At 35.2% G+C, this 26,406-nt stretch carries 25 protein-coding genes and 4 pseudogenes; 26 read left to right on the forward strand and 3 right to left on the reverse strand.

The window, feature by feature from the left end; all coding sequences use genetic code 11:
- The first annotated feature begins 3 nt into the window (after nt 1-3).
- The 12 genes and pseudogenes from NST60_RS11675 (at nt 4) to NST60_RS11730 (ending at nt 13,265) form a co-directional block, all read left to right on the forward strand.
- On the forward strand, nt 4-618 hold the full coding sequence (locus NST60_RS11675; RefSeq protein WP_341098816.1) for a LysE/ArgO family amino acid transporter: 615 nt from the start codon (nt 4-6) through the stop codon (nt 616-618).
- 159 nt (nt 619-777) lie between these two features.
- The gene (locus NST60_RS11680) at nt 778-1,527 is read left to right on the forward strand and encodes a methionine ABC transporter ATP-binding protein (RefSeq protein WP_341098817.1); all 750 of its coding nucleotides are present in this window, start codon (nt 778-780) and stop codon (nt 1,525-1,527) included.
- Entirely contained in the window at nt 1,520-2,182 is a 663-nt protein-coding gene (locus NST60_RS11685; protein ID WP_016201560.1) for a methionine ABC transporter permease, read from the forward strand. Before NST60_RS11680 ends, NST60_RS11685 begins: the two co-directional genes overlap by 8 nt.
- Before the next feature lie 18 nt (nt 2,183-2,200).
- Entirely contained in the window at nt 2,201-3,028 is an 828-nt protein-coding gene (locus tag NST60_RS11690; RefSeq protein WP_101728952.1) for a MetQ/NlpA family ABC transporter substrate-binding protein, read from the forward strand.
- Nucleotides 3,029-3,323: 295 nt separating this feature from the next.
- Nucleotides 3,324-4,823, forward strand: coding sequence for a malate:quinone oxidoreductase (locus NST60_RS11695; RefSeq protein WP_341098818.1), 1,500 nt, complete (start codon nt 3,324-3,326; stop codon nt 4,821-4,823).
- Nucleotides 4,824-5,371: 548 nt separating this feature from the next.
- Nucleotides 5,372-6,766, forward strand: coding sequence for an MFS transporter (locus NST60_RS11700; protein WP_341098819.1), 1,395 nt, complete (start codon nt 5,372-5,374; stop codon nt 6,764-6,766).
- Nucleotides 6,767-6,837: 71 nt separating this feature from the next.
- A pseudogene (xynB, locus tag NST60_RS11705) lies at nt 6,838-8,010 on the forward strand (xylan 1,4-beta-xylosidase); the annotation flags it as partial.
- A gap of 131 nt (nt 8,011-8,141) precedes the next feature.
- On the forward strand, nt 8,142-9,404 hold the full coding sequence (locus NST60_RS11710; RefSeq protein WP_341098820.1) for a hypothetical protein: 1,263 nt from the start codon (nt 8,142-8,144) through the stop codon (nt 9,402-9,404).
- Nucleotides 9,405-9,614: 210 nt separating this feature from the next.
- The gene (locus NST60_RS11715; protein ID WP_341098821.1) at nt 9,615-10,541 is read left to right on the forward strand and encodes a hypothetical protein; all 927 of its coding nucleotides are present in this window, start codon (nt 9,615-9,617) and stop codon (nt 10,539-10,541) included.
- Between the two features lie 107 nt (nt 10,542-10,648).
- Nucleotides 10,649-12,004 (forward strand): transposase, encoded by a 1,356-nt coding sequence (locus NST60_RS11720; protein WP_016205203.1) that lies wholly within the window; start codon nt 10,649-10,651, stop codon nt 12,002-12,004.
- Between the two features lie 235 nt (nt 12,005-12,239).
- A complete protein-coding gene (locus NST60_RS11725; protein ID WP_341098822.1) occupies nt 12,240-12,737 on the forward strand; it encodes a hypothetical protein in 498 nt (165 codons plus the stop codon).
- 210 nt (nt 12,738-12,947) lie between these two features.
- Nucleotides 12,948-13,265 (forward strand): hypothetical protein, encoded by a 318-nt coding sequence (locus NST60_RS11730; RefSeq protein ID WP_341098823.1) that lies wholly within the window; start codon nt 12,948-12,950, stop codon nt 13,263-13,265.
- Between the two features lies 1 nt (nt 13,266).
- Here NST60_RS11730 and NST60_RS11735 read toward each other — a convergent pair.
- Nucleotides 13,267-14,383 (reverse strand): annotated as a pseudogene (locus NST60_RS11735) (IS3 family transposase).
- A gap of 266 nt (nt 14,384-14,649) precedes the next feature.
- On the opposite strand from NST60_RS11735, the gene NST60_RS26780 reads away from it, so the two are divergent.
- The 8 genes and pseudogenes from NST60_RS26780 (at nt 14,650) to NST60_RS11770 (ending at nt 19,099) form a co-directional block, all read left to right on the forward strand.
- The gene (locus tag NST60_RS26780) at nt 14,650-15,012 is read left to right on the forward strand and encodes a lysostaphin resistance A-like protein (RefSeq protein WP_445304393.1); all 363 of its coding nucleotides are present in this window, start codon (nt 14,650-14,652) and stop codon (nt 15,010-15,012) included.
- A 374-nt stretch (nt 15,013-15,386) separates the two neighbouring features.
- The gene (locus NST60_RS11740) at nt 15,387-15,557 is read left to right on the forward strand and encodes a hypothetical protein (RefSeq protein WP_341098824.1); all 171 of its coding nucleotides are present in this window, start codon (nt 15,387-15,389) and stop codon (nt 15,555-15,557) included.
- A gap of 13 nt (nt 15,558-15,570) precedes the next feature.
- A pseudogene (locus NST60_RS11745) lies at nt 15,571-16,188 on the forward strand (recombinase family protein).
- Nucleotides 16,188-17,903 carry a DNA topoisomerase III gene (topB, locus tag NST60_RS11750; RefSeq protein ID WP_445304394.1) on the forward strand — a complete coding sequence of 572 codons (1,716 nt, stop codon included), beginning with the start codon at nt 16,188-16,190 and terminating at the stop codon, nt 17,901-17,903. Before NST60_RS11745 ends, topB begins: the two are co-directional and overlap by 1 nt.
- Nucleotides 17,887-18,216, forward strand: a pseudogene (locus NST60_RS11755) (ParA family protein); the annotation flags it as partial. The gene topB and the pseudogene NST60_RS11755, both read left to right, overlap by 17 nt.
- Nucleotides 18,217-18,290: 74 nt before the next feature.
- Nucleotides 18,291-18,500: a peptide-binding protein gene (locus tag NST60_RS11760; protein ID WP_000527318.1), complete on the forward strand. Its 210-nt coding sequence runs from the start codon at nt 18,291-18,293 to the stop codon at nt 18,498-18,500.
- Between the two features lie 16 nt (nt 18,501-18,516).
- A complete protein-coding gene (locus NST60_RS11765) occupies nt 18,517-18,789 on the forward strand; it encodes an antitoxin (protein ID WP_341098825.1) in 273 nt (90 codons plus the stop codon).
- Nucleotide 18,790: 1 nt separating this feature from the next.
- Nucleotides 18,791-19,099, forward strand: coding sequence for a zeta toxin family protein (locus tag NST60_RS11770; RefSeq protein WP_002355414.1), 309 nt, complete (start codon nt 18,791-18,793; stop codon nt 19,097-19,099).
- A gap of 79 nt (nt 19,100-19,178) precedes the next feature.
- Here NST60_RS11770 and NST60_RS11775 read toward each other — a convergent pair whose 3' ends face one another.
- Both NST60_RS11775 and NST60_RS11780 read right to left on the reverse strand, forming a co-directional pair.
- Nucleotides 19,179-20,159, reverse strand: coding sequence for a tyrosine-type recombinase/integrase (locus NST60_RS11775; protein WP_341098826.1), 981 nt, complete (start codon nt 20,157-20,159; stop codon nt 19,179-19,181).
- Nucleotides 20,160-20,163: 4 nt separating this feature from the next.
- Nucleotides 20,164-20,931 (reverse strand): DeoR/GlpR family DNA-binding transcription regulator, encoded by a 768-nt coding sequence (locus NST60_RS11780; protein ID WP_341098827.1) that lies wholly within the window; start codon nt 20,929-20,931, stop codon nt 20,164-20,166.
- A 479-nt stretch (nt 20,932-21,410) separates the two neighbouring features.
- Between NST60_RS11780 and lacA the strand changes: the two genes are divergently transcribed.
- From lacA to NST60_RS11810, 6 genes are read left to right on the forward strand one after another with little or no spacing between them, the layout of a single operon-like run.
- Nucleotides 21,411-21,836 (forward strand): galactose-6-phosphate isomerase subunit LacA, encoded by a 426-nt coding sequence (gene lacA / locus NST60_RS11785; RefSeq protein ID WP_002290555.1) that lies wholly within the window; start codon nt 21,411-21,413, stop codon nt 21,834-21,836.
- 16 nt (nt 21,837-21,852) lie between these two features.
- Complete coding sequence (gene lacB, locus NST60_RS11790) at nt 21,853-22,374, forward strand: galactose-6-phosphate isomerase subunit LacB (protein ID WP_341098828.1); 522 nt, start codon at nt 21,853-21,855, stop codon at nt 22,372-22,374.
- A 10-nt stretch (nt 22,375-22,384) separates the two neighbouring features.
- On the forward strand, nt 22,385-23,317 hold the full coding sequence (lacC, locus tag NST60_RS11795; protein WP_341098829.1) for a tagatose-6-phosphate kinase: 933 nt from the start codon (nt 22,385-22,387) through the stop codon (nt 23,315-23,317).
- A 2-nt stretch (nt 23,318-23,319) separates the two neighbouring features.
- Nucleotides 23,320-24,300 (forward strand): tagatose-bisphosphate aldolase, encoded by a 981-nt coding sequence (gene lacD, locus NST60_RS11800; RefSeq protein ID WP_341098830.1) that lies wholly within the window; start codon nt 23,320-23,322, stop codon nt 24,298-24,300.
- Between the two features lie 27 nt (nt 24,301-24,327).
- Nucleotides 24,328-24,645, forward strand: a complete 318-nt coding sequence (locus NST60_RS11805; RefSeq protein WP_002290550.1) for a PTS lactose/cellobiose transporter subunit IIA — start codon at nt 24,328-24,330, stop codon at nt 24,643-24,645.
- Nucleotides 24,645-26,351, forward strand: coding sequence for a lactose-specific PTS transporter subunit EIIC (locus NST60_RS11810; RefSeq protein ID WP_341098831.1), 1,707 nt, complete (start codon nt 24,645-24,647; stop codon nt 26,349-26,351). Before NST60_RS11805 ends, NST60_RS11810 begins: the two co-directional genes overlap by 1 nt.
- The last annotated feature ends 55 nt before the right edge of the window (nt 26,352-26,406 follow it).

The raw sequence follows: 26,406 nt of genomic DNA on the forward strand, positions 1-26,406 counted from the left end.
AGAATGGAACCATTATTACATGGAATGATATTAGCATTTGGGTTAATACTACCTTTAGGTGTTCAAAATATATTTTTGTTTAATCAAGGGGCGACACATACAAGATTCATTGGTGCATTACCTGCTATTATTACAGCTAGCATTTGTGACAGTTTACTTATTTATTTGTCTGTTGCAGGCGTTTCTGTATTAGTGTTTACCTTTGAGTGGGTTAAAGCGATGCTATTTGTTGTTGGCTTCTTTTTCTTAGTTTATATGGGATGGGCTATGTGGAAAAGTGCAGACAAGGAAGGGAATAGGCAGGAGCAAGTACCCTTTTCCCCCCTTCGCCAAATAGCTTTTGCTGCATCTGTTTCTCTATTAAATCCACATGCGATACTTGATACAATCGGGGTCATTGGTACAAGCTCTCTAGCCTATACAGGAGAAGATAAAATTATCTTTGCTGTTGCTTGTATAAGTGTCTCATGGATTTGGTTTTGTCTTTTGGTGATAGTAGGAAGAAGACTCGGACAAATCGGCCACCAAGGGAAGCTGATAAAACGCGTTAACCAACTATCTGCAATGATCATTTGGGCGATGGCTCTTTATTTGGGTATAAATCTTATAAACTCATAAAGACTGCAGAGTGACGATTCTACTGTAGACCATCTAAATGACCCCAAAAGAACCGTCACCCTGCTTCCCACATTGGGCATTCAAAATGACATCGCCTCAATATTTCGCTATAATGAAAAAGTTGTGAGTACCCTTCAAATGGTAAAGGGGGTTTTTGTTATGATTCAATTGCGTAATGTCAGTAAGCGTTTTGCGTATGATGAGGTCATTAAGTCTATTTCTTTAGCGATACATAAAGGGGAAGTCTTTGGAATTATTGGGGCGAGTGGTGCTGGTAAATCGACGTTGCTTCGTCTAATGAATTTATTAGAGGTCCCGGAGACGGGAGAAGTAGAAGTAGATGGGCGAAAGTTGACCAGTCTTAGCTATAAGGAACTTCGCCAAGCTCGCCAATCGATTGGGATGATATTTCAGCATTTCAATCTTGTCGCGAATAAGACAGTTTACGATAATGTCTTAGTGTCTTTAGAATTAGCTAATTATCCAAGAAAAGACAGAAGAAATCGTGTAATAGAGTGTCTCCAATTTGTTGGACTGGAAAGTTATATGGAGAAATATCCTGCCCAATTAAGCGGTGGTCAAAAGCAGCGTGTGGCGATTGCAAGGGCGATTGCAAATAACCCGCAAGTATTATTATGTGATGAACCAACCTCTTCCCTTGATCCGAAAACGTCTGCGGAAATCTTACATGTACTAGAGGATGTAAATAAGCGATTAGGTGTAACTATTGTCATCGTCAGTCATGAGATGGAAGTAATTAAAAGTATATGTAATCGCGTGACGGTTATCGAGGATGGAGAAATTTATGAAACTGTTGCTATTGAACCAAAAGGAATTCAACAAATAAATAATACCTCAAAAAGATTGGTAGAACAGCTAAAAAAGGATGGTGAATTTGACCATGCCTGAGATATTAGTTCAATATAGAATGGAAATTTGGCAATCAATCGGACAGACATTTATAATGGTTGGCATGTCTATTTTAGCAGCGATTATAATAGGACTTCCAGTTGGGACATTGCTTTTCTTAAGTAGAAAGGGAAAAATGCTAGAGAACCCAATCGTTTTTTCTACGTTGAATTTATTAGTAAATATTATTCGTTCGTTTCCGTTTTTATTATTAGTTGTCTTTCTTATTCCGTTTACAAGAATTATCATTGGAACGGCTATTGGAACAGCTGCTGCCACTGTTCCATTATCAATTATCGCTATTGCCCATTATTCTCGCTTAGTAGAGCAATCGTTACTGGAGGTGCCGAAGGGTGTCATAGAAGCAGCTATTTCGATGGGGGCTTCTGTTAGGGAGGTAATTTTTAAATTTCTTTATGTCGAAGCTCGCTCTGGACTCGTATTAGGACTGACAACATCGATTATTAGCTTTATTTCTTATTCAACCATTATGGGAGTTGTCGGCGGCGGCGGTATTGGAGATTTTGCTATCCGCTATGGATATCAACAATTTAAAACAGACTTGATGATTTATATGATTATTATTATGGTAATATTAGTACAGGCTATACAATTTACTGGAACAGCTATAGCGAAAGTGATTGATAAAAGGTAAAGGATAGGAGATAAGGAAATGAAAAAGATATTATTTTTAATGATGATTGGTATATTTATGTTGGCTGCGTGCGGTAAAGAAAATACCGAAACAGACAAAAAGAAAGTGGAGAATACAGAGCAAGAGGAAGTTACGTTAAAGGTTGCATCCTTAATTCCGCCAATGACGGAAATCCTTGATCTTGTAAAACCAACATTAGCAGAAGAAGGTATTAACCTTGATGTGGTTGTGCTAAGTGATAATGTGCAACCAAATACTGCTCTTGCAGCAGGTGAGGTGGATGCAAACTTCTTCCAACATGTTCCCTACATGGAGGAATTCAACCGCAGCAATGATGCAGAGCTAGTGCCTGTGAAAGCTATTTATTTTGCCAATTATGGAGTTTATTCAAAACAATATGACTCTATGGATGATGTACCAGAAGGTGCTGTAATCGCGATTGCGAATGATGTTTCCAATATAGATCGATCTTTGGCATTATTAGCTCAACATAATGTAATCAAGTTAAAAGAGAAAGAAGGCCCTTATTATACAAAAGCGGATATCATTGAAAACCCGAAAAACTATAAGTTTGAAGAAGTTGATTTATTAATGCTTGCAAGAATGTATGATGATGCTGATTTAGTCGTGATGACACCAGCTTATGCATCTCCACTTGGATTAACACCGAAAAGTGATGCATTGTTAACAGAAGGTGTAGAAAATGACTTTGCGATTACGTTAGTTGCTCGTAAAGATAATGCGGATTGGGAACCTATTCAAAAGTTAGCAGAGGCAATGACTAGTCCAGAAGTTCGTAAATTTTTAGAAGAAAAATATGATGAAACAGCAATTCCTGCATTTTAAATACGAGGGAAATTAAGAAAGTAATATTTTTTAAATAATAAGCATATCAATGCCTTATCCTAGTTTTTTACAGGGTAAGGCTTTCTTTTTGGGTAAATTCTGGCTTTAAAAAAAGGATTAACTAGCGTATAATTAAAGGTAACTATTTAAAATTTTTTGAAAATAAGTTGGACTGTAACCAGGTAATATTTGCTCCAGAAATGATGGTTGGCTAACAATTTCTTACCTACTTCCATGTATTAAAAAGGGAACGCTTACATTCTTTCTGAAAATCTAAAGTATAAGGAAGGTTAAAATGAGCAGAAGAGAAACGAAAACAGACGTTATTTTAATTGGTGCCGGGATTATGAGTGCAACTTTGGGGATGCTTTTAAAAGAATTAGACCCGAATATGAAAATTACAGTGTTTGAAAAATTAACTAGCGCAGGAGAGGAAAGCTCCAATGAATGGAATAATGCGGGAACAGGTCATGCCGCACTTTGCGAACTGAACTACACAGTAGAAAAACCTGATGGCTCTATAGACATAAGTAAGGCGATAGAAATTAACGAACAGTTTCAAGTTTCATTGCAATTTTGGTCTCATCTTGTAAAAAATCAAGTACTACATAATCCACAAGATTTCATTATGCCACTACCGCATATGAGTTTAGTGCTAGGAGAAAAGAATGTAAACTTCTTACAGAAGCGTTTTGAGGCGATGGTAAGCAACCCATTATTTGAAGGAATGGAATTTTCAAAGGATCCTGAAAAACTAAAAGAATGGATTCCGCTTATTATGCAGGATCGTGAATCAAAAGAGCCGATAGCTGCAACGAAAATTGATGCCGGAACCGATGTTAATTTTGGTGCTTTGACAAGATTATTGTTTGCTGAATTAGCGAAAAAAGATGTGGGCATTAACTACAAGCACAGTGTAAATGATTTAAAACAGACAGATGATGGCTTGTGGAAAGTGAAGGTCCAAAATAATACCGGTTCGATAGAAACACATACTGCTAAATTTGTCTTTATTGGAGGCGGCGGTGGCAGCTTGCATTTATTGCAGAAATCAGGCATCCCAGAAGGAAAGCATATGGGCGGGTTTCCAGTCAGTGGTATATTTTTAGTATGTAAGAATCCAGAAATTGTTGCTCAGCATCATGCAAAAGTTTATGGGAAAGCAAAGGTAGGTGCACCGCCAATGTCAGTTCCTCATCTTGATACACGCTTTATTGATAATAAAAAGTCATTGCTATTTGGGCCATTTGCTGGTTTTTCTCCTAAATTTTTAAAGACAGGCTCCATGTTTGACTTAATTTCATCTGTAAAGCCAGATAATTTGTTAACAATGTTAGCAGCTGGTGCTAAAAATATGTCTTTAACGAGTTATTTAATCCAGCAACTCATGCTTTCAAAAGAAAAGCGAATCGAAGAATTGCGGGAATTCATTCCAAATGCGAAAGCAGAGGATTGGGATCTTGTGGTAGCTGGGCAACGTGTCCAAGTCATTAAAGACACAGAAGCAGGAGGTAAAGGAACCCTTCAATTTGGAACAGAGGTTGTCAGTTCTGCCGATGGTTCCATAGCAGCATTGCTCGGCGCTTCACCAGGGGCTTCCACAGCTGTCCATGTTATGCTAAAAGTTATTCAGAAGTGTTTTACAGAAAAAATGCCAGAGTGGGAACCAAAATTAAAAAAGATGATTCCATCTTATGGTGTATCGCTTAAGGATAACCCAGAACTATTGGATGAAGTTCACTCGTTAACAGCTCAAGCACTCAAACTAAGTGAAAAAAAACCAATTCATCATTAATAATTTACTTTCTCTGATAAGCAAGTTTGCTTATTGGAGAAAAAATATTTTTTGAGCGAAACTTTAAGGTTCACCTCACTATTTTAGCAAAATATGAATGAACATAATAAAAAAGAACTTTCGTCTTCGGATGAAGGTTCTTTTTTTGAAAAAACCTCTTATAAAGCGGAACCTCTTACAAATGTATAGAAAAATAAAATAATTAGCCTAGATGAAGTTTTTATATAATTTTTGCGAAATGATTGACAAACGCTTTCAAAATTGGTTAACTTAGTTTATACAACAAACAAACTAACTTGAAATACTAGTTGTATCTGTCATATTATCAGCAGGGAGGAAAAGATTTTATGAAGCATTTTCTAATTATTTAGAAAAGCAATCTTTTTGTAGTCTTTTGTGGAAACGATTCCACTCTTGATTAATAGCAATAGTATCGTTATTTCAAGCATTATATGTTCAACAAAATAGTAAAAACCCTCCAGCTAGATAAAATAAATAATTTTAGAGATAAGTAGTAACTTTCGGGGGCTTTTGAAGGAGGAAAGATAATGGCAAGTGAAAATTTAAAAAAGATTAGTATGAATGAGAAATTTGGCTATGCATCTGGAGATTTTGCCTGTAACTTGATTTACACTACGGTATCAACCTACCTTTTGTTCTTTTATACGGATGTTTATGGATTATCTGCAGCAGCAGCAGGAACGATGTTTTTAGTAGTTCGAATCATTGATGCTCTTGCCGATCCTTTTATTGGAACAATCGTAGATAGAACGAATACAAAGTTTGGCCGTTTTAGACCATATCTATTTTTTGGGGCTTTCCCTTTTGCTATACTAGCAATTCTCTGTTTTACTACTCCTGATTTTTCAAGTATGGGTAAATTAATCTATGCGTATATTACTTATGTTGGATTATCGCTAGTATATACAACGATAAATGTTCCATATGGTGCATTAACATCTGCTATGACAAGAAATAATCAAGAAGTGGTTAGTATTACATCGGTTCGGATGATTTTAGCCAATCTGGGTGGATTAGTTGTAGCCTTTTTCGTTCCACTATTATCGACATTTCTAGGAAATACTACAGGAAATACAGCTCTTGGCTGGCAACTAACAATGAGTATATTAGGGGGCATTGGCGCTTGTCTATTAATTTTCTGCTTTAAAAGTACGAAAGAACGAGTGGTTTTACAAAAATCTGAGGATAAAGTTAAGCTAACGGACATCTTTGAACAATTCCGTATTAATCGTCCATTGGTTGTTTTAAGTATCTTCTTTATCATTATCTTTGGTGTTAACTCTATTAGTAACTCTGTAGGAATCTACTATGTAACATATAACCTTGGTAGAGAGGACTTAGTAAAGTGGTATGGATTACTTGGAAGCTTGCCTGCTTTAGTAGTTCTTCCGTTTTTACCTAAAATCAGTAAGTCACTTGGTAAGAAAAGACTATTAAATTATGCGTTACTGTTAAATATTGTTGGTCTTTTAGCTCTACTCATCATTCCGCCTAGTAATGTGGCACTTGTCCTTATTTTTCGTCTAGTTGCTGCTGCTGGAAGCTTAACAGCTGGAGGATATATGTGGGCACTTATACCAGAAACAATTGAATATGGGGAATACAAGACAGGAAAACGAATGGGTGGCTTGATCTATGCAATCATCGGCTTCTTCTTTAAATTTGGGATGGCGCTTGGCGGTATTGTCCCAGGCTTAATCTTAGACAAATTCGGCTATGTTGCCAATCAAATACAAACACCTGAGGCTTTGATGGGGATTCTTATTACGACAACCGTCGTACCAGTAGTTTTCCTTGTATTAGCAATGATTGACATCAATTTCTATAATCTTGATGAAAAGACGTATGACAAGATGATCCGAGAACTAGAGAATCGGGATAAAGTTTATTTGGAAAACATAGAAGAATTTGAGACAAAATAATAGCTTTATAAACTATTAAACGATTAAATTACTATTCTATTGGAAACAGCGATTATAAGGAGGATTTTAAGATGAAAATTATCAACCCAGTACTTAAAGGATTTAATCCAGACCCAAGTATTTGTAGAGTCGGTGAAGACTATTATATCGCATTATCCACCTTTGAATGGTTCCCAGGAGTACAAATTCATCATTCTAAGGATTTAGTTAATTGGGAATTAGTTGCACACCCATTACAAAGAGTGTCTCAACTAGATATGAAAGGAAATCCTAACTCAGGTGGTGTTTGGGCACCTTGCTTAAGTTATAGCGACGGAAAATTTTGGCTGATTTATACAGATGTAAAAGTGGTAGATGGAGCTTGGAAAGATTGTCACAACTATTTGGTTACATCCGAAATAGTAGATGGCGATTGGGGAGAACCAGTTAAGTTAAATAGCTCAGGTTTCGATGCTTCCTTGTTCCATGACACAGATGGAAAGAAGTATTTATTGAATATGCTGTGGGATCAACGCATTGATCGTCATCCATTTGGCGGGATTGTCATGCAGGAATACTCTACTGAGGAGAAAAAATTAATTAATAAACCACAAATTATTTTTAAAGGTACGGATATTAAATTAACAGAGGCACCGCATCTTTATCATATTGGTGAGTATTATTATTTATTAACAGCAGAAGGTGGAACTAAATATGAGCATGCTGCAACAATTGCTCGTTCTAAAAATATAGAAGGACCATATGAGGTACATCCACATAACCCCATTTTAACTTCTTGGCATGATCCTAGAAACCCATTGCAAAAGTGTGGACATGCCTCTATCGTTCAAACACATACAGATGAATGGTATTTGGCCCATTTAACTGGCCGTCCGATTCATCCAGATGATGACTCGATTATTCAACAAAGAGGGTATTGTCCGTTAGGAAGGGAAACAGCGATTCAAAAGCTGGAGTGGAGAGATGGCTGGCCATATGTTGTTGGTGGAAAAGAAGGGAGTTTAGAGGTAGAAGCTCCAAAGATTCCTGAAACAAAATTTCCTCCGACTTACCCAGTTGTTGATGAATTTGATCGTGAGGAGCTAAATATTAATTTTCAAACATTACGTATTCCATTTACAGAACAATTAGGCTCGTTAACAGAAAGGCCAAACCATTTACGCTTATTTGGCCAAGAATCATTAACATCAACCTTTACACAATCTTATGTAGCGAGACGTTGGCAAAGCCTTCAATTTAAATCAACTTTTACCCACTCAGCGCATCTTTGATTATTATAAGAATAATACACAGAAAGTTTTAAATGAATTTTCATTACCAATTTTATGTATTGATGGTATAATTTTTATAAAAAAAGTTAGTTTGGAGACTGTACATGAGATTTATTAGAATGTCAAGACTAGAGCCTGAAGAAGTCTTTAATCCTAGAAAAGAATATGATCCAAGTATGTATATAGCTAGACCTGACCATGAAAGGCAATTTAAAAATGCCCTAAGAAATGATTTGTGTATCTTAATACATGGTCAAAGTGGAACAGGGAAAACCTGGCTAACAAGAAGGGTTTTAATTGAAGAAGATTATTATTTTAAACCAATAAACTTAGCTAGTGCTTCTAGCGCAAAAAGTATTGCTAGTTGTTTTAAGAACATAATGGCAAGAGAAAATTGGCAGATTAAGACAAAGTATACTGAAACAAAAAACGCTAATGTAAAAATTCCTATTGCTGATGGTGGAATAAGTCATGCTGCAGAGTATGTGGCAGAGGTCGACTATTTCCTTGAATTTTTAAAGTTTATGAAACATAGAGCAAAGAATAGAGGTAAAAAAAGGTATATAGTTTTTGAGAATTTTGAAGCTATTGTAGATAGTGATGAATTAATAAAGGAACTTACCAATCTTATAATCTTAATTGATGACGATGAAGTACTAAAGTTTAACACTAAGATTATAGTAGTAGCTGCAACAGGTGATATACAGAGTTATTTCAAAAGGGTATCAAACATTAATACTATAGATAATAGAGTAATGGAGCTTCCTGAGATAAGAACACTTAAAACACAACAGTCATTTGAATTAGTTGAGAGAGGGTTTGATAAATTAGATATCCATTTTAATAACCAAGATGATAAAGAATTTTATAAAAGAGAGATTGCGTGGATAACAGGTGGAGTTCCACAAAGATTACACGAGTTTTGTTTGGAGTTAAGTATAAGATGTAAAGAAAATAATTGGTCTGCGAAAAAAGAATATCTACAGGAAGCAACTAAAACATGGTTATCAACTTCCTTAAATAAAAATTATGCAGCTATTTCGAAAATATTTGTGTATGATTCAAGAAGTATATCACGAAAAAATCAAGTTTTATTCTGTTTAGGACTCAAAGAAAAAGAGTACTTTACAACAAAAGAAATTAGTGAGGATTTAATTACTGAGTTTCCTATCTCGACATTTGAAAAAAAAATTAATGTTACCCCAATATTGAATAGTCTTTGTAGTACAGATCCAATAATCCTTTATAAAGACCAAGAAACTAAAAAATATCGCTTTGCAGACAATAAGTTTACACTTTGCTTAAGATCGATGCTTTATAAAGACGAGGTAGAAAATGTTCAGATTTATGATTTGGATGATATTTAGTTATGTTTTATTTCAACCTTTTAAAATTTATCCAACTTTTAATTTTCAATTGGGTGTAGTGGCGATATAGATTTGCAAGTGGTTTTGTTTTGCAGAATTGGTTATACGTTCTTTTTTGAAGCAGAGCAGTTTATCCTTAATAGGAAACTGTTTGCTAGTTGAGTTTTATAGCGTGTTTATATTTATTGATAAGGATTTTTTTATTATATATTGGAGGCTAGAAGTGTGACATATTGTATTGGCTTTAAATCTAAAACAGCAGTATTTTTGATAGCTGACAGTCTAACTTCAAGTGGACGAAATCATGATATTGATGAAGTATTTGGTGCACATACTACTTTTGGTGAATTTGTTAGGGCAGATAATAAAACTATGCAAGATAGAAGCTATAAAGTCTTTAAATTACCTGGTAATGTTTTAGTTACTTTCGCAGGGGATGTTGAAAATGCTTTGGAAGCAATTGGAATCTTTAAGGATGAACTTGAAAAAGGATTGAAACCTTTAACTGCTTTCGAAAGAGTGTTATCATCTGGTCCTTTTTCTAGTATAGAATTACTAGTGGGTTTTATGGAGAAAGATATTCCTAGACTATATTCGTATAATTACATGGGAAACAGTAGATTCAAAGAGGAACATTCTTCAATACACCTAGGTACTGGAAGAGAACATAGATTTTTAAGTGAAAAAAGCTCACAGTTTGTAGATTTTATTACAAATGAGGATTTTGGAGATGGAAAAAGTTTAGTTTATACACTTGCTTTTTTACAGAATTTTTCCACAAAAAACCCTTTGACCATGTTTGAAGTAGGTGGCTTTTTCTTTGGGGGATTTGTAAACAAAGAAGGAGTTCAACGAACTTGGAATACCACTTACTTAATGTACGCTGTAACTCACGATAAAGGGGAAAGAAAGCTTCATTTAAATTATCAAGTATCATTAACTCGAAAAGGTGATTTACTATTAGTTTCCTCTAGTTTTTTAGATCATGAAAGAATATATTTGCAAGAAATTAATTTGAAAGATGAAGAATCTGCTTTTTTTGAGTTGGATAAAAAAGTAAATGAATTAAGAGATGATTATTGGGAAGGAAACTTTAAATTTATAGTTTTATTAAATCGAATCAATTTCATAAATTAAATCCTTAGAGCCACAAGCTATCAAATGTACGAAAAAAGGAGTACCTCCCCAAAATGTCGAAATAAGTAAGCACCACACAAACTTATAAGACTGGAGGAAGACTCCCTATGACTATTATACGACAAGGAAGCCTATTTGACCTACAAGAATTATATAATTTAGAACCTACCCAACGTTTTGAAGCTATTTTTTCTTCTATTGATATAGACCCAATCTTCGCTGTGGTAACGAAGAAATCACGTTTTGGAAGACCCGTTAAGTTGAACTATGCAGCGATGATTTATTCACTCGTTGCTAGAATCACAGAGCGTATTTCATTTATTAAAGATTTAGTGAAAAGATTACAGAATGACATGATTTTTCGCCTTGATTGTGGCTTTTTAGTGTCAGATACTATTCCGTCAGAAGCAGCTTATTCCAGAATGGTCACAATCCTCAGTGAATCGAATGTACTTGAAAAAGTCCAAGGAACCTTGCTTCATCAAGCGATTTCAGAAGGTTTTATTTCCGATGACACAGTAGCCATTGACGCTACACACTTTCTCGCAAAAGATGGAGCACCACCAAAGGAAGAACAACCGAAAAGTGAACCGAAAAAGCGTGGGCGTAAATCAAAAGAAGAATATGAAAAATGGCTCATTGAAAAGGCGGAACTGGAAGCCAATCTGCCTCTTTTTGATAAAAAAATCGAAGATCAGTTAGACATTCCTTTAGCCGACCTTCGAGCTGAAATTCCTCAAGATCCACAGTGGGGTGTGAAGAAAAACAGTGAAGGAAAAAACGTTTTTTGGTATGGATTTAAAGCTCATTTGGCTGTTGGAACATCCAGTCAATATATTCTTCAATCCCTTCTTTCTTCGGCCAACTTGAATGACGGAAAGGCTGCGATTCCTTTATTAAAAGGAATTCATGAACGAATATCGCTTTCTTCTTTACTCTATGAAACAATGGACGCTGGTTACGATTTTGAAGCCATTTATACGCAAATACATCGAATGGGTCATCGAGCTGTGATTGCTTATAATAAACGCAATGAACCAGAACCAATTGGTTTTGATAAGCATTTCGCTCCTACTTGTGTCCGTGAACATTCCTATCGCTATGATAGCTTTGAAGTAAAATATGAAACACTAAAATACACACGTCCAAACGAATGTAAAGACTGTCCACTAGCCAATGATGCTCTATGTCAAAAGGTGTATAAAGTAAAAATCACTACAGATTTAAGAAAATTTACAGCGCCAGCACGTGGATCTCAAACATGGAAAAAAATCTTCAAAAGACGCACGGCGGTAGAACGTGTGAATGCTTATCTTAAGGGATATTTCCAATTAAACAATGTTCGTTATCGTACAGGAAAAAAGGCTAAAGTCCATTTTGACCTCGTTACGTTAGTTTATAATGCTTCAAAATTAGCTGCAGACCGTCTTAATCAAATGTTAAATCAACAACAAGTTGCTTAATCAAAGTAAAAAAATTAAAAGGAATTAAATTCTGCAAGTTTTTGATTTTTTAAAAGTTGGACTTATGAAATTGACTCAATTATATAAATATAAAACAAACCCTACCTTTATTAATTAGTAGGGTTTTTGGATTATGATTAAAATTCATTGAAAATCGTTTTTTTATTCCTCTCGCAGCAAGATTATTAGCCAACCATTACCAAAAGATGTAAAATATATACATTGAGGTGATAACATGAGTGAGAAACTTAATGCTGGCATATATGCAATTATTAATAAGAAATTGAGAATTGTTTATGTTGGACAAACTCAATTAGCATTCGTAGTTAGATGGATAGAGCATGTGTTAAATATACCGGAATATACAAGCAAGCCTAATAGGATGAATTTATACTTAGATAAAGATACGCATTATATAGTTTTGAAAATGTTAGATCCTTCTACGCACAGCAAAAAAGATTTTTTAATATATGAGCATCAAGCAATGGATTTTTATAAAAGTAAAGATTGGATTGTTGTGTCTCATGATACATATACCAATAAAGCAGATGATACTGTATCTGAGAGAGATTTTTTAGAGGTTAAGTCAAGATATAAGCGTTGCATTAGAAAGATGGTTAATGAGTTATCAGATTCTAATAAAAAGTATAGTAGACAATTCTTATACAATGGGCTATACAAAAAGATAAATAAAGAATCGATACTGACCTTCACCAAAGAGAAGGTAAAGTAATATTAGATAAGTTAAGTAAAGAGGAACTAGGATACGCCTTAATGGAACTTTATCCAAGATTCTATGAAAAGAGATTAGCTGAATATAGAAAGACATTGAAGATTGATGATGACCAACTTACTTTATTTTAATTTTTATATCTAAATTTTTAACAGAAGGGTATATCAGTTTCTTTTTCTTTTGACTATAATTTTATAAGGAGATGTTATTTTGTCAAAAAGAACATCAAGAATGGATGAAGTAATTAATATTAAAAAGTTAATAAAAAATTTCCAATCTTTAACGTATAGCGATATTTCTAAAATCTATGTTGAAGAAAAATTTGAAGAAATCGAAAGTGAAATCGAGGATTTGAAATGGGAAATTAGTGACTTCGAAAAGTACATAGGTCAAATTGAAAATTATTTAGAGTTGTGTATGGAAGATTTGGGGATTTCTTCACAGAATTATAATAAGGATACTTCTATTGAATTAATAAAAGAGGAAATAATAAATCTAAAAAATAAATTAGTGGTATGTCAACACTAAACTAAACACTTTTATTAAGGTGAAATTTCTTGTATTCTATGGGACTTACATAATCTAATGTTCCGTGAATCCTTTCTTGATTAAACCACTTTACATAGGCACTTAATTTACTCTGAAGGTCTCCTAAATTTCAAATATTTGCCCTTTACAAAATTCTATTTTAATCGCTTTAAATGTTGATTCTGCTACAGCATTATCGTAGGGGCATCCTTTTAGGCTAAGTGATCGTTGTATGTTAAACACATTTAATGCTTCATCTATTAATTGATTTTTAAATTCACTTCCACGATCGGTGTGGAATAGACGAATACAACGCAAATCTGCTCGTATAGTCGATAATGCTCGATACACAAGCTGGGCATCCTTATTCGGACCGGCACTGAAACCAATAATCTCTCTGTTAAAAAGATCAACAAATAAACAGATGTAATGCCATTTTTTTGACACTCTGACATACGTTAAATCGCTGACAACAGCGGCAAGTGGGGTATCTTGCTTAAACTTTCTATTCAATTTATTTTTCACAAGGGATTCATTCGTTTTATTTTTACTTGGTTTAAATTGTGCTACAGTGTATTTGGAAACTAATCCATTTTCTTTCATAATGCGGCTTATTTTTCGTCGGGAAACGGTAAAGCCTACCTTCTTCAACTCCCATTTAATCTTGCGTGCCCCATAAATCTGATGACTTTTATGGAAGATAGATTCGATGGTAGCTACTAACTTATTTTCTTTATTATCAATTGGCTTGGACTCGTAGTAATACGTACTGCGACAAAGTTGTAGGACATCGCACATTGCTGATACAGGGTATTTGTGTGCGTTTTGTTTCACTACATTTACCTTTGTCCTAAGATCAGCGCGGCTTGCTTTAAAATATCATTTTCCATTTGTAAACGCTTATTTTCTTTACGTAATTGAATTAGTTCATTCTCTTCCGGAGTACGGTTGTCTTTTTCTTTAAAAGATCCTGTAGATTGAGCTTGTAGGATCCATCTATCTAGGGCAGAAGCAGTCAAGTCATATTCTTTTACTATATCTTTTCTTTGCTTTCCACTTTCGTATAATTGAACCATTTGCGCCTTAAATTCTTCTGTAAAAGTTCGTCTTGTTTTCATATGATTACTCCTTAACTGGTACTGGCAGACTATGAATATCGTGCATGACACCGTAACTTGACACGGAGCCTCTGTGGGTATGCTTCTTCCAGCCAATACAGCTGTTAGAAAAGAATCGCTGGCTTGCCAGGCAGGCTAGCTTACCCACCTCTCCGCATAAAGTTACTAGTATCACTCTATTCTGTTTTCCTAGTGAATATACTTTGTTCTATTAATCTGCCAACCCTTATTTTATTTGTCCAGTTAAGTGTAGCCTTTCCATTAACATGGTTTTATTTCGAGAGACAGATGTAATTTTATTTAATTACCCTGTAGATCAAAGAACTATCCCACTATTGTTAGATAGCATATTAGTAGCTCCGATTTTTGAGGAGATGCTTTTTAGATTTACTTTAATTTATGTTGGTGCAAAAAAATGGCTGAGAGCATTCACTGCCTTAGTGAGTATATTCTTATTTGCTTTAAATCATATCCAAAATGTTGAGGGTAATCTATTTTTATTGTTCCCATTTTTGGTTATAGGGATCTATTTGACGATTGTATACTTGCGAAAAAAAAATATTTTCGAATCAATATTTGCACATGCTTTTTATAATTCTATAGTCATATTAATAGCTACGCTGTTTTGAATGTTTACTTATTTGAAATGGTTGATGTAATATTTATTTCGGAAAAAGAGTATTCAGAAAGTCTATAATTTCTGGATGCTCTTCTTTTATATGTATAGCTCAAAATGATTTCTAATGTTGTTCAATTAAAAGTACGATTTATGGATAGATTTATGAATATTTGTCCAATCAATAAAATAGGGTCAGAAACTTAAAAGTTTTTGATCCTTTTTTAATTTCTCATTTAATCGCTCTTTCAGCAGCTCAATTAATTAGGTCAGAAAGTATTTCATTTAGCGGTCAACAGATTATACTTATTTGTCCTAATATGATTTTAGCAGTATATCTGACTTGGTGAATAGGTCATTTAAGTTGAGCATAATAGGAGGAGTAAAATGAAAAAATTTATTTATCGAGTTTTAGAAAATGACGAAGTGGTGGCTATTTTTAATGAGCAACAATATGCGCAAGATTTTATCGCTTACGAAAAGACAATTTCTGATAAGCAATTTGAAATTGAAAAAGTAGATATAGCTGATTGGTTATTGCAACCGAGACAATTTTAGAGGTTGGTTGAAAATGGCTAAAATTGGTTATGCACGTGTCAGTAGCAAAGAACAGAACTTAGATCGTCAATTACAAGCGTTACAGGGCGTTTCTAAGGTCTTTTCAGACAAATTAAGCGGTCAATCGGTCGAACGCCCACAATTACAAGCTATGCTTAACTATATTCGTGAAGGGGATATTGTTATTGTTACTGAATTAGATCGATTAGGACGAAATAATAAAGAATTAACAGAATTGATGAATCAAATTCAAATTAAGGGGGCAACCCTGGAAGTCTTAAATTTACCCTCAATGAATGGTATTGAAGATGAAAATTTAAGGCGTTTGATTAATAGCCTTGTCATTGAATTGTACAAGTATCAAGCAGAATCAGAACGAAAAAAAATTAAGGAACGTCAGGCACAAGGAATCGAAATTGCTAAGAAAAAAGGCAAATTCAAAGGTCGGCAACTGAAATTTTAAAAAAATGATCCACGTTTAAAGCATGCTTTCGATTTGTTTTTGAATGGTTTATCCGATAAAGAAGTTGAAGAACAAACTGGAATCAATCGCCGAACGTTTAGAAGGTATCGAGCAAGATATAACGTGACAGTAGATCAAAGAAAAAACAATGAAAAGAGGGATAGTTAATGAGTACGGTTATTTTAGCTGAAAAACCAAGCCAGGCATTAGCCTACGCAAGTGCTTTAAAACAAAGCACCAAAAAAGACGGTTATTTTGAGATCAAAGACCCACTATTTACAGATGAAACGTTTATCACCTTTGGTTTTGGGCATTTAGTGGAATTAGCAGAACCAGGTCATTATGACAAAAAGTGGCAAAATTGGAAACTTGAATCTTTGCCGATTTTTCCTGATCGATACGATTTTGAAGTTGCAAAAGATAAGGGAAAGCAGTTTAAAATTGTTGCAGAACTTCTCAAAAAGGCAAATACAATTATTGTTGCAACAGATAGCGACAGAGAAGGTGAAAATATCGCCTGGTCGATTATCCATAAAGCAAATGCCTTTTCAAAAGATAAAACATTTAAAAGACTATGGATCAATAGCTTAGAAAAAGATGTGATCCGAAGCGGTTTTCAAAATTTGCAACCAGGAATGAATTACTATCCCTTTTATCAAGAAGCGCAAACACGCCAAATTGCCGATTGGTTGATCGGCATGAACGCAAGCCCTTTGTATACGTTAAATTTACAACAGAAGGGCGTACAAGGTACATTTTCACTAGGACGTGTTCAAATGCCCACCTTATACCTTATTTTTCAGCGCCAGGAATCCATAGAGAATTTTAAAAAAGAACCTTTTTTCGAGGTGGAAGCTAGTATAAAAGTAAACCAAGGGTCATTTAAGGGCGTTCTAAGCCCCACACAGCGTTTTAAAACCCAAGAGGAGCTTTTAGCTTTTGTTTCTTCTAAACAAGCTAAAATAGGCAATCAAGAGGGGATAATTGCTGATGTTCAAACCAAAGAGAAGAAAACGAATAGTCCGAGTTTGTTTTCTTTAAGTAGTTTGCAATCAAAAGTCAATCAGCTTTATAAAGCGACAGCGAGCCAAACTTTAAAAGCTATGCAAGGACTGTATGAAGCAAAATTATTGAGTTATCCAAGAACAGATACACCATTTATTACAGAGAACGAATTTGCTTATTTAAAAGCGAATTTTGGCAAATATAGCGGTTTTTTAGGACTTGATCTTGAAATGGTTGAAACAGAGCCTAGAAAGCGTTATGTGGACGGTAGTAAGGTACAGGAACACCACGCCATTATCCCAACAAAACAAGTACCTACCGAATCTGCATTAGCGAAAATGGACGATTTACAACGAAAAATTTATGCTTTAGTTGTTAAAACGACCGTTGCCATGTTTTTACCTGATTACTTGTATGAAGAAACCAAGATACAAACGAAAGTAGCTGATTTGCTGTTTCAATCGATCGGAAAGACACCAAAACAAGAAGGTTGGAAAATTCTTTTCAAACAACAAACCAAAGAAGAAAAAGAGGACGTTCAAACGTTACCACTCGTTATCATTGGCGAACGTGCCGAAGTTGATGTTAAGAGTGTTGAAAAAGAAACGCAACCGCCAAAAGCTTTTACAGAGGGTACACTTTTAACCGCTATGAAAACGGCGAATAAAACGGTTGATGATGAAGAAGCAATAAAAATTTTACAAGAAGTTGAGGGGATTGGAACAGAAGCAACAAGAGCAAGTATTATTGAAGCGTTAAAACAAAAAGAATATATCCAAGTGATTAAGAATAAGCTTGTTGTAACTGAAAAAGGAAAATTATTGTGCCAGGCAGTTGAAAGTCAGCACCTTTTAACGAGTGCTGAACTATTTGATTGATTTACAAGAACAGTTTAACCCTGGACTAGATATGATCGGTTTTGTTCCTTATTTAGTTGATACGGACAGCGCAACGATAAAATCAAACCTGGAAGAACTGTACAAAGAACATGAAGAAGATAATTTGGTTTTCCAAAATATTATCAAGCGAAGTAATAAAGTAAGTACCTGGTCTAAGAACGGCATTACAGAACATAAAGGCTATGACAAAAAAGTTTTAGCCATGTATGAGAATGTATTTTTTGAAATGGTTGAGCGAATCATTCAGTTAGAAAATGAAAAAAGAATAGAATCACAAATCACAAGTGATTAATCACAAATCACTTGTGATTTGTGATTGTTGATGATAAAATAAGAATAAGAAGAAATAGAAAGAAGTGAGTGATTGTGGGAAACTTAGGCGCACAGAAAGCAAAACGAAATGATACGCCAATCAGCGCAAAAAAAGATATAATGGGGGATAAGACGGTTCGTGTTCGTGCTGACTTGCACCATATTATAAAAATCGAAACAGCAAAGAATGGCGGAAACGTAAAAGAAGTTATGGATCAAGCCTTAGAAGAATATATACGGAAATATTTACCTGACAAACTTTAAAAGGAGTGAAAATGAAATGGCAGTTACGTATGAAAAAACATTTGAAATTGAAATCATTAATGAGTTATCGGCAAGTGTTTATAGTCGGGTATTAAATTATGTTTTGAATCATGAACTAGATACTAAAAATACTCGTTTACTAGAAGTGAATCTTTTAAATCAATTAGAAGTGGCACAAGAAGTTGATTTATTTCAACAACCATTTGAAGAATTACAAGCTATTCATGAGTATTGGCGGTCAATGAATCAATATTCAAAACAAATTTTGACAAAAGAGAAAGTGGCTTAACATGGCGAATATTACTGACTTCACCGAAAAGCAATTTGAAGATCGTTTAGAAAAGAATGTTGAACGACTAACTAAAAATAGACTAGCGGTTGAATCGCCAACCGCTTTTTTACTTGGTGGGCAACCAGGATCAGGGAAAACTAGTTTGCGATCGGCAATTTCCGAAGAAACACAAGGAAATGTTGTTATCATTGATAATGATACGTTCAAACAACAGCACCCAAATTTTGACGAATTAGTGAAACTCTATGAAAAAGACGTAGTAAAACATGCAACATCCTATTCTAATCAGCTGGTAAAGCTTAATTAGGTTATATAAGCTTGAAAATAAAGGGTTTGTCCAATATGGACAAGCCTTTTTCTTATGTTTTGCCACAGATTTGCCACACTTATTGTGTAAGAGTATCAAGGATAGGTATAATTTGATCCTTTGTTTTTTTAGTGATGTGCAAATAAATTTCTGTTACACGACTACCTCTAGAATGCCCTACACGGTCTTGAATTGCTTCTAGGGGTATTCCTTGCTCTGCTAAGAAACTAATATGCGTATGACGGAATATATGGGTCGTAATATGTTTATTAAAACTAAGTTTATTATCAATATCAATTCCTGCTCGTTTTGGATTACCTTTTCGATTTAATTTTCCATTTTCAGGTGAGTTGAGGAAATTGTTAAGGACACTATAATGAAGAGGTGTTCCATTATAGTCGGGTTTATGACGACTTTTGGAAGTGAAAATCCATCCATTATCTTTATAATCAGGATTGAATCTTATATGTTGGTGATTTAACTCAATTTCCTCTTTAAGAATTTCTATAGCCCTTTTAGATAATTGGACATTTCGGTAACTTTGTAAGTTTTTTACATTACCTTCATAGCTATTTTCTACAGCTCCTCCGTGAGTGGCCTGACTAATGATGATATTTTGCTTTTCAAAATATTGATAGGCACCAATATTTTGGAGTTTTCGACTCTGTAAGTCAACAGGGCCATTAGTTAGAATACCTATTGGGATGTGGTTTTTATGTAGAGCCAGCAGTAGTTGATGTATCTCAGGAATCATCGTAATCTGATCGAGTTCATATTCATAGTCAGCTTGGAAGTCTAGAGCTTCTGTCCTAGAAATACTATCGATGCCAAATTCTTCCATAGTCTTCTGACAGCGAAAAATTCTAAGCTGCTCAATACTGATGAGTTTTTTCGTGTATTTAGGAAAAGCAACATCAGACCAATATCTGAAACGTTTGTAAATGTTATCTATTTGTTGGATATCAATCGTTGGAAAACATTTCTCAACGCTACGTTTAAAGGGGAGTTGATGGTCATAAAGAGTGTCATCAAGGTCAAAAACAATATTTTTATAAGTCATAATTCTAGTCCGCTTTTAAAATAGTAGTGTACTTGCTAAATTCCTCTAAGTGTTGAGGGCTAATCTGGTTATCTGTAATGATGGTATCGAGTTGATCTAGATTATAGAAGTTAAAGAAATCGTATCGATCGAATTTAGTACTGTCTACTAATAAGAATTTTTCTACAGCATTGTTTAGGGCAAGTTGTTGAATCACACCTTCCTTGTCACTATATGTAGCAATAGAATTATGGGTAACAGCATTTGCACTAACAAAAGCTTTGGCAAATCTCATTGCTTTTAAATTTGTCGAAGCCATTGAACCTACAAAAGCTCCAGTTATTTCTCTATATTCACCGCCAAGAAGCAATAAATCAATGGTTTCGCTATCATTTAGAATCAAGAACACAGGGAGACTATTTGTAATGACACGAATTTTATAACCTTTACGACCTTTCAATTCTAATGCCAGTTGTTCAAGTGTAGTTCCGGGTCCAATAAAAATAGTATCGCCATCTTTGATTAAAGAGCAGGCTTTTTTAGCAATGTCAATTTTTTCTTTTGTATTTAGACTTTTCTTCTCGATATGTGTCTTTTCAAGTGGCTTTTTAGAGGAAAGCAATTGTGCACCACCATGAGTACGTGTTAAAAGTCCATCAGCTTCTAGAGCATCAAGGTCTCTACGGGCTGTCATATCGGAAATATCTAGTTCATCTATTATTTCTTTTATGGTTATGGTCCCATCAATCTTTAACATATCTAAAATTTTTTCTAATCGTCGTTTTTTGTTCATATGAAGACTCTTCTTTCATAAAGTAATTTTTTTCCAAAGATAATTCTCTTTTAATTGTATCATAAAAGACAAGGTAAAACAAACAATTTCAAACAAAAAAACAAACCTTAGATGATGAAATAAGAACAGAGGATTGACGTATATTAGCTTAGGTCAGATTTTTTATAAGACGAAAATAAAGTAGGACCTCTTAATCAGTAAGTTATAGAAAGTAAAAGACTTTTGTAATACTTGAATAGATATTTCACGTCCATTTTGTGATGGATTAAATGAACAAAAATGAACAATAATTTAACGGTGTTATCTATTTTTAAAAAAAACAAATAAAAAAACAAAAAATAAACAAAAAGCGTTGCTTTTTGTTTGAATTTTTGATATTATATAAACAAAGAAATGATGAAAACGTTTTTTCGAACATTTTGCAAAATGTTTTCTACTTCTACGTAGCATTTCTTTCTAAAATTTAGGAGGTAGTCAAAATGGCTATTGTTGTTGGTGCAGATCTCAAAGGTACGAGATTAAAAGATGTTGTGAAAAATTTTCTTGTAGAAGAAGGTTTTGAGGTAATTGATGTGACTAAGGACGGACAAGATTTTGTTGATGTTACCTTGGCAGTTGCCTCTGAAGTAAATAAAGATGAGCAAAACTTAGGTATTGTAATTGATGCTTATGGAGCTGGTCCATTCATGGTAGCAACTAAAATTAAAGGTATGGTTGCAGCAGAAGTTTCAGATGAACGCTCAGCTTATATGACACGTGGACATAACAATTCACGAATGATTACGGTTGGCGCTGAAATCGTCGGTGATGAGCTTGCTAAAAACATCGCTAAAGGTTTCGTCAATGGTAAATATGATGGCGGACGTCATCAAATCCGAGTAGATATGCTTAACAAAATGTGTTAAGAAAAGGAGTTAAGGAATGAGAATCGCAATTGGATGTGACCACATTGTCACAGATGAAAAAATGGCAGTATCAGAATTCTTGAAATCAAAAGGACATGAGGTCCTTGATTTCGGGACATATGACCACGCACGTACTCACTACCCTCTCTATGGTAAAAAAGTCGGTGAAGCAGTAGTAAGTGGTCAAGCAGACTTGGGAGTATGTATCTGTGGTACAGGTGTCGGCATTAACAATGCAGTCAATAAAGTTCCAGGTGTTCGCTCAGCGTTGGTTCGTGATATGACATCAGCTATATATGCAAAAGAAGAGTTAAATGCGAATGTTATCGGTTTCGGTGGAATGATTACTGGTGGTCTTCTTATGAATGACATCATTGAAGCTTTCATTGAAGCTGAGTACAAACCAACAGAAGAAAATAAAAAATTGATTGCAAAAATCGAACACGTTGAAACACATAATGCACATCAAGCAGATGAAGATTTCTTTACAGAATTCCTTGAAAAATGGGACCGTGGTGACTACCACGACCAAGATTAAGGTATAACAAATGATTCTGACAGTCACACTAAATCCTTCAGTAGACATCTCTTATCCTCTAGAAACATTGAAAATTGATACAGTGAATAGGGTGAAAGATGTTAGTAAGACAGCTGGTGGAAAAGGCTTAAATGTTACTAGAGTCTTGTATGAATCTGGTGATAAAGTTACTGCTACAGGTTTCTTAGGTGGTAAAATTGGTGAATTTATTGAAAGCGAATTAGAACAATCTCTTGTTAGTCCAGCTTTTTATAAAATCTCAGGAAACACTAGAAACTGTATTGCTATCTTACACGAGGGTAACCAAACAGAAATTTTGGAACAAGGACCAACAATTTCTCATGAAGAAGCAGAAGGCTTTCTTGACCACTATAGCAATCTTATTAAACAATCAGAAGTTGTGACAATTTCAGGAAGTTTACCTTCAGGACTTCCCAACGATTATTATGAAAAACTTATCCAACTTGCTTCGGATGAAGGAGTAGCAGCCGTTTTGGATTGTTCAGGTGCACCTCTTGAAACAGTTCTAAAATCGTCGGCTAAACCTAATGCCATCAAACCTAATAATGAGGAACTTTCACAGTTGCTTGGAAAAGAAGTAACAAAAGATATTGAAGAACTCAAAGACGTTCTTAAAGAGTCACTTTTTAGTGGTATCGAATGGATAGTGGTCTCATTAGGTCGAAACGGTGCCTTTGCAAAACATGGTGATGTTTTCTATAAGGTAGATATTCCTGATATCCCAGTTGTTAATCCAGTCGGATCAGGGGACTCAACGGTAGCTGGTATTGCATCAGCTTTAAATAGTAAAAAAAGTGACGCTGACTTATTAAAACATGCGATGACATTGGGTATGTTAAATGCTCAAGAAACAATGACAGGGCATGTGAATATGACTAATTACGAAACACTAAACTCACAAATTGAAGTAAAAGAGGTATAAAAATGGTACTTACAGAACAGAAACGCAAATCTTTGGAAAAAATTTCAGATAAAAACGGTGTTATCTCAGCTTTGGCATTTGACCAACGTGGTGCTTTGAAACGTTTGATGGCACAGTATCAAGATACAGAACCAACTGTAGCTCAAATGGAAGAACTAAAGGTTTTGGTTGCTGATGAACTTACAAAATACGCTTCTTCAATGTTGCTTGACCCTGAATATGGACTTCCAGCAACAAAAGTATTGGATAAAGAAGCAGGTCTTCTTCTTGCCTATGAAAAAACAGGTTATGATACATCAAGTACAAAACGTTTGCCTGACTGCTTGGATGTTTGGTCTGCAAAACGCATCAAAGAGCAAGGCGCTGATGCCGTTAAGTTCTTGCTTTACTATGATGTAGACAGCTCAGATGAACTTAACCAACAAAAACAAGCTTATATTGAACGTGTTGGTTCTGAATGTGTCGCTGAAGATATTCCTTTCTTCTTGGAAATCCTTGCTTATGATGAAGAAATCTCAGATGCAGGTTCTGTTGAATATGCAAAAGTGAAACCTCGCAAAGTCATTGAAGCGATGAAAGTTTTCTCTGATCCACGCTTTAACATTGATGTTCTTAAAGTAGAAGTACCAGTTAACGTTAAATATGTCGAAGGTTTTGCTGATGGTGAAGTGGTTTACAGTAAAGCTGAAGCTGCTGACTTCTTTAAAGCACAAGAAGAAGCGACTAACCTTCCATACATCTACCTAAGTGCAGGTGTATCTGCTAAATTGTTCCAAGAAACATTGCAATTTGCTCACGACTCAGGTGCCAAGTTTAATGGTGTGCTTTGTGGACGTGCTACTTGGGCAGGATCTGTAGAACCTTACATCAAAGAAGGTGAAAAAGCAGCACGTGAATGGTTGCGTACTACTGGATTCGAAAATATTGATGAACTTAACAAAGTTCTTGTTAAAACAGCTAGTCCATGGACTGATAAAGTATAGTAAAAACATAAAACGGAGGATATTGTTATGAACAGAGAAGAGATGACTCTCTTAGGGTTTGAAATTGTTGCTTATGCTGGAGATGCTCGCTCTAAACTTTTAGAAGCGCTTAAAGCGGCTGAAAATGGTGATTTCGCTAAGGCAGATAGTCTTGTAGTAGAAGCAGGAAGCTGTATTGCAGAGGCTCACAATTCTCAGACAGCTATGTTGGCTCGAGAAGCTTCTGGGGAGGAACTTCCATACAGCGTTACCATGATGCATGGTCAGGACCACTTAATGACTACTGTCTTATTAAAAGATGTGATTCATCACCTCATCGAACTTTATAAAAGAGGAGCAAAATAATGCATAAACTCATTGAACTTATTGAGAAAGGGAAACCGTTCTTTGAGAAAATCTCTCGAAACATCTATCTTCGTGCTATTCGTGATGGATTTATCGCTGGTATGCCAGTCATCCTTTTCTCATCTATCTTTATCCTTATTGCCTATGTCCCAAATGCTTGGGGATTCCACTGGTCAAAAGACATTGAGACCTTCTTGATGACTCCTTATAGCTATTCGATGGGTATCCTAGCATTCTTTGTTGGTGGTACTACCGCTAAAGCTTTGACGGACTCAATGAACCGTGACCTACCTGCGACCAATCAGATTAACTTCTTATCTACGATGCTAGCGTCTATGGTAGGGTTCCTTTTGATGGCAGCTGAGCCAGCAAAAGAAGGAGGCTTCTTGACAGCCTTCATGGGAACAAAAGGTCTTTTGACAGCATTTATTGCAGCCTTTGTGACAGTTAATGTTTACAAGGTCTGTGTGAAAAATAATGTTACTATTCGTATGCCTGAAGAGGTTCCACCAAATATCTCTCAAGTATTTAAAGACTTGATTCCATTCACTGTATCGGTTGTTCTCCTTTATGGACTTGAACTCATTGTTAAGGGAACTCTTGGTGTAACCGTTGCAGAATCAATCGGTACCCTTCTTGCTCCTCTCTTCTCAGCTGCAGATGGTTACCTTGGAATTACACTTATCTTTGGTGCTTATGCCTTCTTCTGGTTTGTTGGTATCCACGGTCCTTCAATTGTCGAACCAGCAATCGCTGCTATCACTTATGCCAATATCGATGCCAACTTGCATCTTATCCAAGCTGGACAACATGCAGATAAAGTTATCACTTCTGGTACTCAAATGTTTATTGTTACCATGGGTGGAACAGGAGCTACATTGATTGTTCCATTCTTGTTCATGTGGATTTGTAAATCAGAACGTAACCGTGCCATCGGACGTACCTCAGTTGTTCCAACATTCTTTGGGGTTAATGAGCCAATCTTATTTGGTGCACCAATCGTATTGAATCCGATTTTCTTTGTACCGTTCATTTTCGCTCCGATTGTCAACGTTTGGATCTTTAAATTCTTTGTTGACACATTGAACATGAACTCATTCTCTGCCAACCTTCCATGGGTTACTCCTGGTCCGTTGGGAATTGTACTCGGTACTAACTTCCAAGTTCTATCATTTATCTTAGCCGGACTCTTGGTAGTTGTTGATACTATCATTTATTACCCATTTGTTAAGGTATACGATGAACAAATTCTTGAAGAAGAACGTTCTGGTAAAACAAACGATGCTCTTAAAGAAAAAGTAGCTGCAAACTTCAATACTGCTAAAGCAGATGCCGTTCTTGGAAAAGCAGGCGTTGCTAAAGAAGATGTAGCAGCAAACAATAATATCACAAAAGAAACTAATGTCCTTGTTCTTTGTGCAGGTGGAGGTACAAGTGGCTTGCTTGCCAATGCCTTGAACAAAGCAGCAGCAGAATACAATGTTCCAGTCAAAGCGGCAGCGGGTAGTTACGGTGCTCACCGTGAAATGTTGCCAGAGTTTGACTTGGTTATCTTGGCTCCACAGGTCGCTTCAAACTTCGATGATATGAAGGCTGAAACAGATAAATTGGGCATTAAACTTGCAAAAACTGAAGGAGCTCAATATATCAAATTGACACGTGATGGACAAGGTGCTCTTGCATTTGTTCAACAACAGTTTGATTAATAAATTTGTAAAAGTTATTTGAGACGAGATTATTCTTTCAGTTCCTTATAATATT

This window comes from Niallia sp. FSL W8-1348 (genome assembly GCF_038006745.1).
Taxonomy (GTDB): domain Bacteria; phylum Bacillota; class Bacilli; order Bacillales; family Cytobacillaceae; genus Niallia; species Niallia alba.

What these genes read in the sequence shown, in the direction of transcription:
- NST60_RS11775 (WP_341098826.1), bottom strand. Translation starts at nt 20,159, where the DNA reads ATGACTTATAAAAATATTGTTTTTGACCTTGATGACACTCTTTATGAC.
- lacC (WP_341098829.1), top strand. Translation starts at nt 22,385, where the DNA reads ATGATTCTGACAGTCACACTAAATCCTTCAGTAGACATCTCTTATCCT.
- NST60_RS11675 (WP_341098816.1), top strand. Translation starts at nt 4, where the DNA reads ATGGAACCATTATTACATGGAATGATATTAGCATTTGGGTTAATACTA.
- topB (WP_445304394.1), top strand. Translation starts at nt 16,188, where the DNA reads ATGAGTACGGTTATTTTAGCTGAAAAACCAAGCCAGGCATTAGCCTAC.
- NST60_RS11685 (WP_016201560.1), top strand. Translation starts at nt 1,520, where the DNA reads ATGCCTGAGATATTAGTTCAATATAGAATGGAAATTTGGCAATCAATC.
- NST60_RS26780 (WP_445304393.1), top strand. Translation starts at nt 14,650, where the DNA reads ATGGTTTTATTTCGAGAGACAGATGTAATTTTATTTAATTACCCTGTA.
- NST60_RS11725 (WP_341098822.1), top strand. Translation starts at nt 12,240, where the DNA reads ATGAGTGAGAAACTTAATGCTGGCATATATGCAATTATTAATAAGAAA.
- NST60_RS11780 (WP_341098827.1), bottom strand. Translation starts at nt 20,931, where the DNA reads ATGAACAAAAAACGACGATTAGAAAAAATTTTAGATATGTTAAAGATT.
- NST60_RS11710 (WP_341098820.1), top strand. Translation starts at nt 8,142, where the DNA reads ATGAGATTTATTAGAATGTCAAGACTAGAGCCTGAAGAAGTCTTTAAT.
- NST60_RS11695 (WP_341098818.1), top strand. Translation starts at nt 3,324, where the DNA reads ATGAGCAGAAGAGAAACGAAAACAGACGTTATTTTAATTGGTGCCGGG.
- NST60_RS11700 (WP_341098819.1), top strand. Translation starts at nt 5,372, where the DNA reads ATGGCAAGTGAAAATTTAAAAAAGATTAGTATGAATGAGAAATTTGGC.
- NST60_RS11770 (WP_002355414.1), top strand. Translation starts at nt 18,791, where the DNA reads ATGGCGAATATTACTGACTTCACCGAAAAGCAATTTGAAGATCGTTTA.
- NST60_RS11805 (WP_002290550.1), top strand. Translation starts at nt 24,328, where the DNA reads ATGAACAGAGAAGAGATGACTCTCTTAGGGTTTGAAATTGTTGCTTAT.
- NST60_RS11720 (WP_016205203.1), top strand. Translation starts at nt 10,649, where the DNA reads ATGACTATTATACGACAAGGAAGCCTATTTGACCTACAAGAATTATAT.
- NST60_RS11680 (WP_341098817.1), top strand. Translation starts at nt 778, where the DNA reads ATGATTCAATTGCGTAATGTCAGTAAGCGTTTTGCGTATGATGAGGTC.
- lacD (WP_341098830.1), top strand. Translation starts at nt 23,320, where the DNA reads ATGGTACTTACAGAACAGAAACGCAAATCTTTGGAAAAAATTTCAGAT.
- NST60_RS11765 (WP_341098825.1), top strand. Translation starts at nt 18,517, where the DNA reads ATGGCAGTTACGTATGAAAAAACATTTGAAATTGAAATCATTAATGAG.
- NST60_RS11740 (WP_341098824.1), top strand. Translation starts at nt 15,387, where the DNA reads ATGAAAAAATTTATTTATCGAGTTTTAGAAAATGACGAAGTGGTGGCT.
- lacA (WP_002290555.1), top strand. Translation starts at nt 21,411, where the DNA reads ATGGCTATTGTTGTTGGTGCAGATCTCAAAGGTACGAGATTAAAAGAT.
- NST60_RS11690 (WP_101728952.1), top strand. Translation starts at nt 2,201, where the DNA reads ATGAAAAAGATATTATTTTTAATGATGATTGGTATATTTATGTTGGCT.
- NST60_RS11810 (WP_341098831.1), top strand. Translation starts at nt 24,645, where the DNA reads ATGCATAAACTCATTGAACTTATTGAGAAAGGGAAACCGTTCTTTGAG.
- lacB (WP_341098828.1), top strand. Translation starts at nt 21,853, where the DNA reads ATGAGAATCGCAATTGGATGTGACCACATTGTCACAGATGAAAAAATG.